This is a genomic window from Undibacterium sp. Tian12W, assembly GCF_049339405.1.
In the GTDB taxonomy this organism is placed as follows: domain Bacteria; phylum Pseudomonadota; class Gammaproteobacteria; order Burkholderiales; family Burkholderiaceae_D; genus Undibacterium.
Genome location: NZ_JBMPPK010000006.1, coordinates 120,559 through 135,957 on the forward strand (window position 1 = coordinate 120,559; position 15,399 = coordinate 135,957).

General features: G+C 49.2%; 15 protein-coding genes. 5 read left to right on the top strand and 10 right to left on the bottom strand.

Translation table 11 applies throughout. From position 1 onward, the window contains the following. Positions 1-42 precede the first annotated feature (42 nt). From ACO0LI_RS09320 to phaC, 7 genes are all read right to left on the bottom strand, one after another. Positions 43-1,224, bottom strand: a complete 1,182-nt coding sequence (locus ACO0LI_RS09320) for a cystathionine beta-lyase (RefSeq protein ID WP_422952702.1) — start codon at positions 1,222-1,224, stop codon at positions 43-45. A 116-nt stretch (positions 1,225-1,340) separates the two neighbouring features. After that, complete coding sequence (locus ACO0LI_RS09325; RefSeq protein ID WP_422951101.1) at positions 1,341-2,285, bottom strand: alpha/beta hydrolase family protein; 945 nt, start codon at positions 2,283-2,285, stop codon at positions 1,341-1,343. A gap of 158 nt (positions 2,286-2,443) precedes the next feature. After that, positions 2,444-2,932 (bottom strand): hypothetical protein, encoded by a 489-nt coding sequence (locus tag ACO0LI_RS09330; protein ID WP_422951100.1) that lies wholly within the window; start codon positions 2,930-2,932, stop codon positions 2,444-2,446. Next, positions 2,932-4,314, bottom strand: coding sequence for a 30S ribosomal protein S12 methylthiotransferase RimO (gene rimO, locus ACO0LI_RS09335; protein WP_422951099.1), 1,383 nt, complete (start codon positions 4,312-4,314; stop codon positions 2,932-2,934). Before rimO ends, ACO0LI_RS09330 begins: the two co-directional genes overlap by 1 nt. Positions 4,315-4,468: 154 nt before the next feature. After that, the gene (phaR, locus tag ACO0LI_RS09340) at positions 4,469-5,026 is read right to left on the bottom strand and encodes a polyhydroxyalkanoate synthesis repressor PhaR (protein ID WP_422951098.1); all 558 of its coding nucleotides are present in this window, start codon (positions 5,024-5,026) and stop codon (positions 4,469-4,471) included. A gap of 465 nt (positions 5,027-5,491) precedes the next feature. Continuing rightward, positions 5,492-6,232: a 3-ketoacyl-ACP reductase gene (locus ACO0LI_RS09345; RefSeq protein ID WP_110253708.1), complete on the bottom strand. Its 741-nt coding sequence runs from the start codon at positions 6,230-6,232 to the stop codon at positions 5,492-5,494. A gap of 43 nt (positions 6,233-6,275) precedes the next feature. Then, positions 6,276-7,994, bottom strand: a complete 1,719-nt coding sequence (gene phaC, locus ACO0LI_RS09350; protein WP_423032359.1) for a class I poly(R)-hydroxyalkanoic acid synthase — start codon at positions 7,992-7,994, stop codon at positions 6,276-6,278. A 172-nt stretch (positions 7,995-8,166) separates the two neighbouring features. Between phaC and ACO0LI_RS09355 the strand changes: the two genes are divergently transcribed. After that, on the top strand, positions 8,167-8,439 hold the full coding sequence (locus ACO0LI_RS09355) for a hypothetical protein (RefSeq protein ID WP_423032360.1): 273 nt from the start codon (positions 8,167-8,169) through the stop codon (positions 8,437-8,439). Between the two features lie 10 nt (positions 8,440-8,449). On the opposite strand, the gene pgeF is transcribed toward ACO0LI_RS09355, so the two are convergent. Together pgeF and ACO0LI_RS09365 are read right to left on the bottom strand one after the other, a co-directional pair. Next, positions 8,450-9,178, bottom strand: coding sequence for a peptidoglycan editing factor PgeF (gene pgeF, locus ACO0LI_RS09360; protein ID WP_423032361.1), 729 nt, complete (start codon positions 9,176-9,178; stop codon positions 8,450-8,452). A 76-nt stretch (positions 9,179-9,254) separates the two neighbouring features. Next, positions 9,255-10,295, bottom strand: a complete 1,041-nt coding sequence (locus ACO0LI_RS09365; RefSeq protein WP_423032362.1) for an RluA family pseudouridine synthase — start codon at positions 10,293-10,295, stop codon at positions 9,255-9,257. Positions 10,296-10,338: 43 nt separating this feature from the next. On the opposite strand from ACO0LI_RS09365, the gene ACO0LI_RS09370 reads away from it, so the two are divergent. Next, on the top strand, positions 10,339-11,142 hold the full coding sequence (locus ACO0LI_RS09370) for an outer membrane protein assembly factor BamD (RefSeq protein WP_422951093.1): 804 nt from the start codon (positions 10,339-10,341) through the stop codon (positions 11,140-11,142). 58 nt (positions 11,143-11,200) lie between these two features. On the opposite strand, the gene yaaA is transcribed toward ACO0LI_RS09370, so the two are convergent. Next, positions 11,201-11,977, bottom strand: a complete 777-nt coding sequence (yaaA, locus tag ACO0LI_RS09375) for a peroxide stress protein YaaA (protein WP_423032363.1) — start codon at positions 11,975-11,977, stop codon at positions 11,201-11,203. Between the two features lie 22 nt (positions 11,978-11,999). Here yaaA and ACO0LI_RS09380 point away from each other — a divergent pair, with 22 nt between their 5' ends. From ACO0LI_RS09380 to ACO0LI_RS09390, 3 genes are all read left to right on the top strand, one after another. After that, positions 12,000-12,479: a putative toxin-antitoxin system toxin component, PIN family gene (locus tag ACO0LI_RS09380; protein WP_422951091.1), complete on the top strand. Its 480-nt coding sequence runs from the start codon at positions 12,000-12,002 to the stop codon at positions 12,477-12,479. Positions 12,480-12,734: 255 nt separating this feature from the next. Continuing rightward, on the top strand, positions 12,735-13,484 hold the full coding sequence (locus tag ACO0LI_RS09385) for a protein phosphatase CheZ (RefSeq protein WP_423032364.1): 750 nt from the start codon (positions 12,735-12,737) through the stop codon (positions 13,482-13,484). Next, positions 13,484-15,340, top strand: a complete 1,857-nt coding sequence (locus ACO0LI_RS09390; RefSeq protein WP_422951089.1) for a chemotaxis protein CheA — start codon at positions 13,484-13,486, stop codon at positions 15,338-15,340. Before ACO0LI_RS09385 ends, ACO0LI_RS09390 begins: the two co-directional genes overlap by 1 nt. The last annotated feature ends 59 nt before the right edge of the window (positions 15,341-15,399 follow it).

Genomic DNA, 15,399 nt, shown 5'->3' on the forward strand with positions numbered 1-15,399 from the left:
TAAGCCTGAAAGCCAAGGCTGCATCAATAGCAGCCATGGTTTTCAAGTCAGCATCGTCAAGGCCTGCTCTATGTCAGCAATCAGGTCTTGCGTATCTTCCAAACCTATATTGAAACGCACCAGTATGCCGGACTCTGTCCAGTTGCTACGCATATACTGCATGCGATATGGCACACATAAGCTATGCGCCCCGCCCCAGCTATAGCCTAGCTTGAACAATTTCAAACTATCGACAAAGCGGTCAGTTTGCTCTTCGCTATAGCTTGCATCAAACAACACCGAAAACAAACCACCCGCCCCGGTAAAGTCACGCTGCCAGATTGCATGCCCAGGACAATCCGGCAATGCCGGATGCAAAACCTTACTGATTTCTGGCTGTTCAGCCAGCCATGCTGCAATCTTGCGGGCACTTTGATCGTGCGCATTAAAACGCAGTTGCAGCGTAGGCAAATTGCGCAGTACCAGATAAACATCATCCATACCGACACCAAAACCCAGGCGCATGTGCGCCAGCTGCAATCGGGTATTAAGTGTCTTGTCACGGGTAATCACTGCCCCCATCAAAACATCCGAACCACCGCTCTGGTATTTGGTCAGCGCCTGCATGATGATATCCACACCATGCTCAAAAGCAGCAAACGCAAGCCCTGCCGACCAGGTATTATCCATCGCCACCAACACACCGCGCGCATGGGCAACAGCACATATCGCTGGCACATCCGGCACTTCCATCGTAACGGAGCCTGGTGCCTCTACCCAGATCAGCCGGGTATTTTCCACAATCAGCTCTGCAATACCAGCACCGATCAGGGGATCGTAATACTGCACACTGATGCCAAAACTGCGTGATAACCAGTCCGCCAGATCGCGATTGGGGCCGTAGGCATTATCCGGGATCAGGACATGATCACCACTCTGTAAAAACGCCATATCGACCAGCGTAATTGCCGCGAGGCCACTGGGTGCGAGCAGGCAGAATTTACCTTTCTCTATCTCTGCCAGTCTAGCCTCCAGAGTGAAACTGGTAGGCGTACCATGCAAGCCATAGGTATATGCCGATTTATCTTGCCAGCTACGCTCGCGCATCGCGGCGACATTTTCAAACAAGACCGTGGATGCATGATGTATGCCAACCGGGAAGGCAGCAAAACCTTCTGGTGCAACATATTCATTGTGGATGATGCCGGTATTGAATCCTGGTTCAGGACGGATATTTTCTGACATGCTAGTCCCTGTTTCGCTAATAGTTCAAATGTTTGCACATATTAGCGTACAAGCAGTACACACTCCATGATGAAAAAAAGGCGCATCACGCGCCTTTTGAAAATATGTCTTGTTAACTATTTCTTTGAAAGTTCGTTGATCATTTCACTTTCTGTCAGGCTGATGTTGCTGACAGACCCATCATCCAACAGAATTTTTCTGGCGATCAGATCGTTTGCGGGAGCCAAAATCGTAAAATGCGAAGCTCCTTTGACCGACAAGAATTTGATATAGGGATTGCGGGATTTACCTCGCAAGAACTCGAGTGAATCGATATTGCCGTCCACTCCTTCAATAATGAATACAGGGCTTTGAACAGACGGCAACCAGTAGTAGGGTGCACGCACCAGTTGTTCCGCATAACTCAACTTTTCAAAATTGACAGGTATCATATTCCCATAATCTCGCAAATTAGCTACCGGGCCAAATGAAAACACTGCCCTGAAGCGCTTGCTGGCCTCTGCCACCATCAATACCAGAGTACCCCCAGTGCTATGGCCACCAAGATAAATGCGCGCAGGATCTATCCACGGCTGCTGGGCCAGGTAATCTGCCGCTGCCAGCACATCGTCAATCTCGCCAAAGTTTGCTTCATGCTTGCCCGGATTATCGTTGCCACCGCGCAGTGAGGGAAACATCATCACGACACCTGCTTTTCGATAAGCAGCCGCAGATTGATCATTTGCTCTCGGCTTGACTCTGGACAAAGATGCTCCGTCAATGGAATTGCTATCACCACCAGTAATCCAAATAATAGCGGGGTGTTTTTTCCCGTCTTTGGGATCTGGCGTCAACAATGCGCTAAGCGCGCCCACTGAGGACTGATAACGCACAGATTGAAATACGTTGTCCGGTGCGCTGCCTACGGGACTACGATGGTCGCCTTCATAGCCGACCTGGGTCTTGAACTCTTTGCGGAATGCACCAAAAGATGCGGGGTTTGGTGAATTATCAGCAAATGCTGATTGAGAAATTGATGCTACCAGCAATGCAAGTGCGCAAACTTTTTTTATTGAAAACATGATCGTCCAGGCCCGGGGGAAAGAGCCTGGATTGTACCATTTGAGATTTGCCTCAAATACACGCTATTTCTGATTACGGGGCAACGGCAAGAACTGCCCTACGCGTAAAAACATGCGCCTGCGCGAGCATCCTTGGATGAAAAGCTGTATTGACTATTTTATTTAGTTAAGACAGCTTTGGTTTTTTTACTTTTTGGAAGTGGCAGCAATTCAAGTACGAATTCTTTACTGACCTTGCCATCATCTGATTGCCAGATACCGCGGATGACATTGTCCTTGAGTTCGCCATCCCACTGGCCAGACACATCTACGCCGTCTTCAGATTCTTCCATGCTGAGTTTATTACCACTGACTTCGCCAGCCAGTAAAATCTTCTTGCCTTGATTGCGCTTGCCACCTGCCACGACATAAGAACCTTCGACGCTGTCTCTGTCTTCAGTTTTTGGTTGCAAGTGCATGCGTATCTTGTCATCGCCCATCTTGCCCTGGAATTCAATTTCTTTGGCAAAAAAAGGATTAGTCATGGGAGCAAAACGCGATGCTGCCGGAGAAGCCAGCTCAGTTTTATCCTGAGCCTCGACCGTAAGCCCTGAGGCAAACTCTGAGTACAGGGTCAGCGGCAATAAAACCAAACGCAAAAATCTCATCAGACCGCTTCGCCCCACAAGTCATGGGCATCAGCCGCAGTAATTTTTACTTCGACGAATTCACCGACCTTCAGTTTGCGATGTGGCTCAAAAGGAGGCTTGACATAGACGACACCATCAATCTCAGGCGCATCAGCAGAACTACGGCCTACACCACCGCTACGGTCGAGAGAATCGATCAGCACGCGCATGGTTTTACCTATCTTGGCCTGCAGACGCTTCTTGGATATACCTTCCTGCAATTCCATGACGCGACGACGGCGGTCTTCACGCACATCATCTGGCAACTGATTGGCGATTTCATTGGCGGTGGCGCCTTCAACTGGCGAATAGGCAAAGCAGCCAAGACGATCAATTTCCGCTTCTTTGAGGAAGTCGAGCAGGTATTCAAACTCTTCTTCTGTCTCACCAGGGAAACCGGCGATGAAAGTAGAACGTATCGTGATTTCCGGGCACATTTCACGCCAGGCCTTGATGCGCTCTATATTTTTCTCACCACTTGCCGGACGCTTCATGCGTTTCAACACGTCAGGGTGAGCATGTTGCAAAGGCACGTCCAGATAAGGAAGCACATGGCCGTTGTTCATGAAAGGAATGATCTGATCGACATGCGGATAAGGGTAAACATAATGCAGGCGTACCCAGGCATCATGCTGCTTGGCCAGCTCGCCCAAGGCTTCTACCAGTTGTGTCATATGGGTTTTGACCGGCTTGCCGTTCCAGAAGCCCATGCGGAATTTGACATCCACGCCATAGGCGCTGGTGTCCTGAGAAATTACCAGCAATTCCTTGACGCCAGCCTTGAACAGGTTTTCTGCTTCCATCATGACATCAGCAATCGGGCGTGAAACCAGGTCGCCACGCATGGATGGGATGATGCAGAAACTGCAGCGGTGGTTACAGCCTTCAGAGATTTTGAGGTAAGCGAAATGCTTGGGCGTCAGTTTCACACCTTGTGGTGGTACCAGATCCATGAAGGGCTCATGTGGCTTGGGCAAATGCTTGTGCACCGCCGCCATGACTTCACCGACTGCGTGTGGGCCAGTTACTTCCAGTACCTTGGGATGTATGGACTGTATCATGTCCTTACCGTCAGCATCTTTTTTAGCACCGAGGCAACCAGTCACGATGACCCTGCCATTTTCAGCCAGCGCCTCACCAATCGCATCCAGCGATTCCTGCACAGCAGCATCAATGAAGCCACAGGTGTTGACGATGACCAGATCAGCGCCGTCATAGGATTTGGCGGTGTCGTAACCTTCGGCACGCAACTGGGTCAGGATTTGTTCGGAATCGACGAGCGCCTTCGGACAACCCAGGGACACAAATCCCACCTTGTGGGTAGCAGGCATTTCTTGACGACGAATTTCAGAGATAGACATAGAGGACAATTAATAGCAAATAAGAGCAAAAAGGGTACAAAAGCGAATCCGCTATTGTACCCTTTTTGCCAGCCCAACTTGCCGCATCTGCGATAATTTCCTGAAGAATCAGGGGCTTAAGTCAGAATACGAGCCAACTCAACTTGAAGATCATTTACTTTTTACTCACATCTTCCGGATTGAACGGGAAGACATTGAACATGTTTTTTGCCTGGCTTTGCATCTGTTCTTGCATTTGCACAAACAAATTCTTGCTCTGTTCTATGTAGTTGCCCATCATTCCTTGCATCATTGGGCCCTGCACATTCATGAACTGTGTCCACATTTCAGGGCTGAAGGGCTTGCCTTCATAGATGCCCTTGGAATTTTCGGCCAATTTGTTCTGGATATCGATAAAGGCCTGGACGTTTTTTTCCAGATAATTGCCCATCATGCCTTGCATGGCATGGCCATAGTAACGAATGATTTGTGACAAAACGACACTGGAGAACATCGGCGAACCGCCCGCTTCTTCTTCCAGAATGATTTGCAACAATATGCTGCGTGTCAAATCTTCGCCTGTTTTTGCATCAACTACGGCGAAATCATCGTTTTCCAATACAAACTGTTTGACGTCTACCAGCGTGATATAGCTGCTGGTTTGGGTGTCGTACAGACGACGGTTGGGATATTTCTTGATCAGATGCTGTGATGATTTTTTTGCGCTATTCATTGAGATCTCAGTTAAACACTTCGATATCCTGCCACTTGATGAGGATCTCTCGTCAAAGTAACACAGACTATTCACGCAAACATGATTTAATGTTCTGGCACGGCCAAAACAGCTTTCATGTTTGTCCCCTTTTTTATTTGCATCCTAGTGGACTACAAAAGTGAAAAACGGAGTGCCTGCCATGTGCGCGACAATCATGGCCGCGTTGCAAATGCTCGCGATAGCCTCGCTATCGCAGTGCTTTGCGTCTTGCCCTGATACACCGGGCACATGTCCTTCACTCTCGATTTCACTATTGCAGTCCACTGCATTTTGCAGTCAGCAAAAGATATGCCCATCGAAATCTTGCGACTCTGATGGGCATATTTTACCGCACTGCAGAAGAAAGACAGCAATCAGGGAGGCTAAAAAGCCAATTTAAAAAATTTATTCTAATTCCTGGCAGTTTCTGATGGCTGGCGGTGCTTAGCCCATATGCAAACCACCATTGATGGAGAAGTCTGAACCAGTAGCATAACCACCTTCATCAGATGCAATCCAGGCAACAATAGAGGCAATCTCTTCAGGCTCAGCCAGACGTTTGACAGGGATACCGGCCACAATCTTTTCCAGCACGTCAGGGCGGATGGCCTTGACCATGTCGGTTCCAACATAGCCTGGGGAAACCGTATTCACCGTCACACCTTTAGTCGCTACTTCCTGTGCCAAGGCCATGGAGAAACCATGAATGCCAGCTTTAGCCGTCGAGTAATTAGTCTGACCAAACTGGCCTTTTTGACCATTCACAGAAGAAATATTGATGATACGGCCCCAACCGCGATCTACCATGCCATCAATGACTTGCTTGGTGACGTTGAACAGGGAATTCAAATTGGTATCCATGACAGCATCCCAATCCGCCTTGCTCATCTTGCGGAACTGGCCGTCGCGGGTAATGCCGGCATTATTGACCAGCACATCGACCTCACCAATTTCTGCCCTGACTTTTTCAAAGGCAGCCTTGGTTGATTCCCAATCAGAGACATTACCTTCAGAAGCATGGATATCCAGGCCTTCTGCACGCATATCGGCCAGCCATTTATCCTTGCGGGCTGAATTTGGACCGCAACCTGCCACTACCGTATAACCATCTTTGCACAAACGCCTGCAAATTGGAGTTCCAATACCACCCATACCACCAGTAACATAAGCAACACGTTTTGACATACTTGTTCTCCTCATTGAATTTTAATTACTTAACAACAAACCTTCAATCTGCCCTTACCTTCACATACCGTCCGGGTGCGGCTTCAATTGCAGGAAATTCTGTATTTCCAGGCGTGGCTGGCACTTTCACCATCTTGCCGCCATGCTCACTCAAAAAGGCTGACCATTCTGGCCACCAGCTACCCGGGTGTTCTGTGGCACCGGCAAACCAGCTTTCTGCATCCAGGCCAGCTTGCTCATTGGTCCAATAACTTCTTTTCTTCTTGGCTGGAGGATTAACAACGCCAGCAATATGGCCCGATGCACCCAGCACAAAACGGTTAAGGTCTTTATGGCGGGGATTGAGCAAAGCCGTAGAAGCAAATGCTGCCTGCCATGGAACAATGTGATCTTCCCTGGAGCCATAGACAAAGCAAGGTGCATCGATTTTGCCCAGATCAACCTTGCTGCCCGCGACTGTCAATGCACCGGGCTGTTTGAGTTTGTTTTCCAGATAGGTATTACGCAAATACCAGCAAAACATCGGACCTGGCAAATTAGTGCTATCGGCATTCCAGTACAAGAGATCAAACGGTGGCGGTGCTTCGCCCTTGAGGTAATTTGACTGTACATAATTCCAGACCAGGTCATTTGCCCTCAGACTGGAGAAGGTGCTGGCCAGATCTTTGCCCGGCAAGATGCCACGACGCCCTATGCTTTGCTCGCGCATCTTGACTTGCATTTCATCGACAAACACATCAAGTACGCCAGTCTGGGTAAAGTCGAGCAAGGTAGTCAGCAAAGTCAGGCTGCTGGCAGGATGTTCGCCACGTGCTGCAAGCACTGACAAGGCCGTAGAGATAATGGTCCCGCCTACGCAAAAGCCAAATGCATTGATCTTGTCTTGCTTGCTGATCTTTTGTGCGACCTTGATGGCTTGTATGGCACCGTCTTCGATATAGTCATTCCAGCTGACTTCGGCCATGCTTTCATCCGGATTTGCCCATGACACCAGGAACACTGTATGCCCCTGATCAACCGCATAACGCACGACCGAATTCTCAGGCTGCAAATCAAGGATGTAAAATTTATTGATGCAAGGCGGCACCATCAACAAGGGGCGCTGATGAACTGTCTTGGTGGTAGGCTGGTACTGAATAAGCTGGAACAGATGGTTTTCATACACCACGGTACCGGCTGAAGTGGCGACATTTTTGCCAACTTCGAAGGCGGATTCATCTGTCTGGGAAATGCGGCCTTTTTGCATATCGGCCAGCATTTGAGTAATGCCCTTGGCCAGGCTCTCGCCTTTGCTCTCGATCAGCTTGCTTTGCGCTTCGGGATTGGTGACCAGAAAATTGGCCGGCGACATTGCATCTATCATTTGCTGCACTGCAAAACCGATTTTCTGTTTTGTCTTGATTGGGGCCTGCACAGACTCTGCCATAGCCATCAAAAAACGTGCATTCAACAAATAGGATGCTGCACTATAAGAGTGCATGGCATGGTTATGCCAGTCTGGGGCTGAAAAACGCCGGTCTTTCAAATCAGGGATTTTGGATACAGCAAAGTCTTGCCATAGCTTGCCAAACTCTTGCATATACTCCGTTTGCAAGCGCGTCATGGTGGCAGGATCTATCTGCGCCCCCAAGTCCTTCAGCATATCTGCTGCTGGCATGGGGTTCATTGTTGCGGCAGGTTTCATCCACTCCTGCCATTTATCTTGATTCACTAGCTGTGACATCCACTCGGAGTACATAGCTTGAGGATCGAAAGTCTTCATGCGTGCCTCCTGATTTTCGCGTATCGTTTCGAAATAATTTTAAGCTTTCTTTCCCTGATTAAATAAGCTGCAATGCCAAGCTACAATACCAAGCTGCAATACAGTTCTCACTATTCAATTCTCACCATGAATGCGAGCATCAAGCATTCACAATAATAAGTAATAGGTTCTTATGCATATCGTTGCAATCGCCTGGATTTATGTCGTACTGATGATGTCGATCACAGAACACTCCGTCATCGCAGGCATCATGACGTTCCTCTTGTATTGCGTTTTTCCTTTAACAATAGTTTTATACCTGATGCGTACACCACAGCGCAAGCGTGAAAGACTGGAAAAACAAGCTGCACTGCAAAAACAATCTGCAACTCCGACAGTTTCAGACGACCTGCAAGCACATGAAGCACATCCAAAACATCAAGCTGCCGAAACGAAAGCAGATTAAATCAAGCAAATCAATCAGGTGCTATCCAGATCAGGCTGGCCATTCTTCCGCTGACACCGTCACGTCGGTATGAATAGAACTCCTCCACTTCGGTCACGGTACAATGGTCTCCGCCAAAAACCTGGTCAAGACCCATGTCATTTAGCAATTTTCTTGCCAACCCGTAAAGATCAGCCAGATATTTTTCTGCCCCATCCTGCCTGGCTTGTACTTTGAAATAAGCCTGCGCATCAGGAATCTGTGCAGCAAAAGCATCCAGCACATCACGCCCTACTTCAAACTCTTGCGGCCCGATAGCCGGACCAAGCCACGCAATAATTTCTTGCGCACCCTTACTCCTCATCGCTAACACGGTATTTTGCAACACCCCACCAGCCAGACCACGCCAGCCTGCATGGGCCGCCGCAACGACCTTGCCAGCGACATCAGTAAATAAAACCGGCAAACAATCCGCAGTCAGCACAGCGCAGACCTGCCCTGTTTGCGTACTGAGGACAGCATCACCGATATTGGCATTGCCAACAATGAGGTCAGCCGCATTCAGTATTATATTGCCATGCACTTGTGATAAGAATATGACATCCGAAGGCAATTGGCGATTTAATTTATCCCGATTCTGTTTTACTGCGATGGGATTGTCGTTGACATGGTCGCCAAGATTGAGGCCAGCGCTGCCGCTCGCATCTCCATAAGGGCCAAGACTGAACCCGCCATGACGGGTAGTGGTGAACGCCCGCACGTTAGCGGGCGCGTGCTGCCAGTTGGGCAGCACTACCGGGAAGGAGCAAGATCAGCCAAGTTCTTGCTGTCTGGTTTCATACTGTCTGTATGCCAGCCTGCTGCAGTAATGCTGCAAAATCATCAGCCAAGGGGATTTCCCATTCCACATGCTCACCCGTGGTCGGGTGTGTCAGGCCAAGTTTACGTGCCTGCAATGCTTGACGGTGAAAGAAACGCGCCAGATGTTGTTTGCCATATAAAGGATCGCCCACCAGAGGAAAGCCCAGCGACAGCATGTGTACACGTATCTGATGAGTGCGGCCAGTTTCCAGTTGGCAGGCAACCAGGCTGACGGGGAATTTTTCCAGCATGCCAGCGCCTACGCGCTGGAAATGCGTAACAGCAGGTTTGGCAAGCATGCTTTGCGAAACCGCCATCTTGATGCGGTCACGCGGATGTCTGGCCATAGGCGCATCGACTGTGCCTGACAAATTAGGTGTACCCCATACCAGCGCATTATATTCACGCTTGACTGTCCTGTCCTGCAACTGGCGCACCAGTTCAGTATGGGCAATCAGGGTTTTGGCGACCACCATCAGGCCAGAAGTATCTTTATCCAGCCTGTGTACAATGCCAGCGCGCGGCACACCGAGCAAAGCAGGCCAGCGATACAGCAAGCCATTGAGCAAAGTGCCTGACCAGTTGCCCGCTGCCGGGTGCACCACCATATCAGCAGGTTTGTTGATGACCAGGATGTCGTCGTCTTCATACACCACGTTCAAAGGGATGTCTTCCGGCGCATAAGCACCTTCATCAGGCGCAGCCTGTGGCTCAATAATAATTTTTTCATCACCGAGCATGGTCATCTTGCCACGACCAGGCTTGCCATCAACGCTGACGAAACCGTCTTCTATCCATTGCTGGATGCGGCTTCTTGAATATTGTGGAACCAGTTTGGACAAAGTCTTGTCCAAACGCTCACCACAAGCATACGAAGTGAGCTTTAATTCTATATTTTCTACTACAAGGGCAAAATCTTCGTCCACTTCGGTGGTATCGTTCAGCCCTTCCAATTCAGTGTCCAGGTCGGAATCTGACAAAATCACTGTAGTAGTTTGTTTCACATTTTTTGCCATCGGCTATAATCCGTAAATTGTTTTCATGCTCACGCACAAATTTATGCACATTAAATCTTTGAAATTGCTGGTTCTGGCTGTTGCCGCGTCCTTAAGTTTAAGCGGCTGCGGGGTGTTTGGTGAAAAAGGCGATGAGACCAAAACCTGGTCAGCATCAAAATTATACGCTGAAGCTAAAGACGAAATGTCCAGCGGGGGTTATGAAAAGGCAATTCAGTACTTTGAAAAACTGGAATCACGCTTCCCTTTCGGTACTTACGCACAACAAGCGCAGATGGAAACTGCCTACGCTTATTACAAACAAGGTGATCAGGCACAAGCACTGGCCGCGGTTGAACGCTTTATCAAGCTGCACCCAAATCATAGCCATGTAGATTACATGTATTATTTGCGCGGCGTGATCAACTTCAACGATCAGGTCGGCTTGCTCAATTTTCTGGCAAATCAGGATATCACCGAACGCGACCCTAAAGCCTCCCGCGATTCCTTTGATGCTTTCAAGCAACTGGCAATCCAGTTCCCCGACAGCAAGTATACGCCAGACGCGATCCTGCGCATGAAATATCTGGTAAATGCCCTGGCGCAATATGACGTACACGTTGCACGTTATTACCTGCGCCGTGGTGCCTACCTTGCCTCAGCCAACCGTGCCCAGTCTGCCATCAAGGAATACCCGGATGCGCCATCCATTGAAGAAGCAATGTTTATTTTAATACGCTCCTACGATGCGATGGGCATGACAGAACTGCGGGACGATGCAAACCGCGTCTTCCTGCAGAACTACCCAAAAAGTGATTACCTGACAGGCAAAGCCGGTAAGCGCGATGCATGGTGGAAATTCTGGTAAGAATGCAATCAACCCGGATGTGATCTCAGGGCACAAGCATGTGCCCTGATTAATTACATCAATCTTCTATTTTTCGCCGGAATACCCATTCAGTGCTGGTAGATTCCTCTTCGCAATAGGCATAAGCCTCTTCAGCAAAAGCTTTCAAGTCATTTACTTTACGTATGCCGTGCTGAGCACAGTATCTGGCCATCAAGCCTCTGGCGCGTTTGGCATAAAAAGAAATGATTTTGTATTGACCATTTTTCCAGTCCTGAAAAACGGGAGAAATGATTTTTGCACCCAAAACTGCTGGCCTTACCGCCTTGAAGTACTCATCAGATGCCAAATTCACCAGTATTTGTGATTTGTGTTGCTGAATAGCATCACTCAACAGTAAACTGATTTTATCCCCCCAGAAACTGTACAAATTTTTACCATACTGATTGGCAAGCGCAGTTCCCATTTCCAGTCTGTATGCCTGCAAGGCATCAAGCGGACGCAGTAACCCATATAAACCAGACAGAATACGCAGATGGTTTTGCAGATATTTCAGTTGTGAAGACGTCAGGCTGGCGACATCCAGCCCTTCATAGACATCGCCATTGAATGCAAATACCGCTTGTTTACTATGACGCGCCGCCGGCTGCGGCATCCAGTCAGAAAAACGTTGTACATTCAATTGCGCGAGTGCCTGGGAAATATCCATCAAACTGCCCAACTGATCGGCACTATATGTTCTGACTACCTCTATCAATTCCTCTGCCTCGGCAAGAAAATGAGGTGTAGTCGTCGTCCTGGTCTTTACGGGTGTTTCAAAATCCAGACTTTTGGCTGGAGATAATACAATGAGCATAAATTGAATTTAATAGGCAAAAATGACCGACATCATACCTAAGCGCGTAATTCTTGACACGAATGTGTGCCTGGACTTATTTGTATTCAAAGATCCCCGATGGTCAGTCTTGCTTGATGACCTCGGCAATGGTCAGCTGCAAGCATTGACTCGCACAGATTGCCGCGATGAATGGCTGGCAGTACTCAGCTACCCTCATCTTGCAGCCAGACACGAAAGTGCAGAAACAGTGACCGCGCTGTTTGATGCCCACATCCAATGCCTGGCTCCGGCTGATACTGGCTACAAACTCCCCGTGTGCAGCGACAAGGATGATCAGAAATTCCTGGAGATTGCACGTGACGCAAAAGCTGAAGTGTTGATCACCAAAGACAAGGCTTTGCTTAAGCTCGCCAGAAAAATGAAGCAGGCTGGCATGTTCAGAATAGAGACACCAGAACATTTTTTGCGAACTTACGTAAAAGAATGTGACAAAACTGCATCGGGCGTAACAAAAGAATGACAAATTTTATTACTCTGGGTTATTCTTCGGTAATGTCCTGCTACTATGAACATGAGCAAAAAGCAGTCTTGTTCATGGATAAAAATTACCCCCTGATTCAAGCTAAATAAATCAGGAAAAAACCGGAGTCCATGCGGAAACGTGGTATCTGAATGGCAGTAATACTCAGAGCATTTCTGCATACTCTCGCTGACACACCGTGACATTTGTGAAGCTTTACACAATGATCAATGCGATTATGGAGAACCAAGGACTATGACCGATTCAGCAGATGATCTGGACGCATTGTTTGAAGAAATGGCCAACCAGCGCCTGGAAACCAATGTAGAGTCCCCCTCTTCCCCGCCTTCTGGCAGCGAGCCTGAACAGCTTGAGCCGACTCCTGCCAAGTTCAATTTTCACAGCGACGATGAAAATGCCGCCAAACCCATTTTTGATCGGCTGGGTGGCCTCGTCAGAATGCTGCATGACTCCATGCGGGAGCTGGGTTATGACCGTTCATTGTCAGATGTGGCGGAGCAGATTGCCGATGCCCAGGGCAGACTGGAATATGTCGCCACCCTGACTGAACAGGCTGCCAACAAAGTCTTGAACGCGACAGACCTGGGCATGCCTGAGCAGGACGAGCTGGCCAAAAAAGCCAAATCAATGGATGCACGCTGGACAGACTTGTTTGACGGCAAACTCAGCGTCAATGAATTCAAATCCCTGGCGACAGACTCCAAAGCTTTTGCCAATAATGTGCTGACTGCCACCGATGCTGAAAAAGCGCGTCTGCTGGACATCATGATGGCGCAGGACTTCCAGGATCTGACAGGTCAGTTGATCAAGAAAGTCGTGGCCATCAACAAACGGGTGGAACACGAACTGGCGCAGATCCTGCTGGATAATGCTCCATCTGAGCTGAAAGAAAAAGCAGTGGAATTGATGGAAGGCCCTTCCGTCCCGAACGCAGCGTTGGAACAGGATGATGTAGATAACCTACTTGATAGTCTGGGTTTCTAATGGATGACATGCTCAAAGAATTTGTCGTCGAAGCGCTCGATCTGGCGACCAATGTAGAAGAACATCTGCTTTCGCTCGAGCGCAATCCCGGCGACATGAATACGCTGAATGCCGTATTCCGGTCCTTCCATACCATTAAGGGTGGCGCTGGCTTCATGAACTTGAGCGCCATGGTATCGGCCTGCCATTTAACCGAAAACCTCTTCGACGCCCTGCGCACGGGACAAGTTCCTGTCACGCCGGAAGCGATAGAAGCAGCGCTTGAGGCGAGCGGCTTTGTCGCAGATCAGTTAACTGCGCTCAATAATGGCACAGAGCCGGACAAGCTCTCTACCATGCCCAAGTCGCTGGAAAAAATGCTGACTGACGCCATAGAAATGAAAGGCGTCAGTAAAAAACCGGCAGCGGCGAAAGCCAAACCTGCAGAAGCGCCCAAGCCCGTAGAAAAGGCTGCGCCACCTGCGGCGAAAAAAGAGAATGACGGTGAACTTGACTGGGAAGCCTATTTCCGCGCTGTGACGCCGCCGGGCACCTTACCAGAGGCTGAGGCTGAAGCCGAAACAGTAGCCGAAGCAGAAGAGGAAGTGCATGCAACGGCACCGGCGCAGAGAGAGGAAACTGAAGCTGTCAAATCCTCGTTGTCAGGTGCAGAGGTCAAGCAAAACGCTCCTGCAAAAGAAGAAAGCATACGTATAGACGCGGTCAAGTTGAACGTCTTGCTTGAAGTTGCAGGTGAATCTGTACAGGCAGCCAATCAAGCCGCCGTGTTACTTGAAAAATTGTCGCAATTCAAGTTTGACGGGCAAGCTGCACCATTGATGTCTGCCCTGACTGAAACCCTGACACGCGCCTCCCGCTATTCGACTGAATTGCAACGCGCCACTTTGGCGACGCGCATGCAGCCTGTTGGACGTTTATTTCAGAAATTCCCGAGGTTGATCAGGGAACTGGCACGTGACCTCGGTAAAGAAGTTGATTTGAACATTGCCGGTGCTGAGACAGAAGTCGATCGCGTGGTCGTGGATAGCCTGTATGACCCGTTGGTCCACATGTTGCGCAACGCGCTTGATCACGGTATAGAAACCGCTGAAGAGCGCATCAATGCCAATAAATCACCGCGCGCCACGATTTCATTGAAAGCATGGCAGGAAGCCAGCAGCGTCATGATAGAAGTGACGGATGACGGCAAAGGCATGGATGCACAAAGACTGCGCGATAAAGCTGTCTCCAAAGGCTTGATCAATGCGCATGATGCCCGTACAGACGACGAGGCTTTCCAACTGGTATTTTTACCAGGTTTCTCTACCAAAGAAGTTGCCTCCAGCGTATCTGGTCGTGGCGTTGGTATGGACGTAGTAAAAACTGCGGTGGAACGCCATCGCGGCGCTATACGAATCGCCTCTCAGCTGGGTACAGGTACAACCTTCCTGATCCGTTTGCCAATTGAGTTGTCCATCGTACCAACCATGCTGGTTCGCACCGATGGTGCCTCACTGGCTTTGCCTATGGCAACCGTACAGCGTGTGGTTGAATTACCAGAAACCTTTGAAAGCGTCGGTGGCCAACCTGTTTTGCGTGATCTTGGCCGGCCTTTACCAGTCAAGTCTCTGGGCAAGATATTGGGCTACACACCAGCGTCAGAAAGAGTTGGTATCGTCATAGCAGCCCCCAGCCCTTACATCTTGTCTGTCGATGCGGTTGATGGCACTGCCGATCTGGTCATTAAACCGCTGACCTGTATCAGCACACCAGGCATTACGGGTACTGCCCGCTCTGCTGAAGGTGAACTGGTACTGGTGATCAGCTTGTCCTTCCTGATTGATGGCTGCAAGACCAGGGAACGCATTACCGCCTGATCCCGTATCAAGAGCAAGCAAGTGATAAACGCATTTTGACCAAATCTGTCAAAATGCGT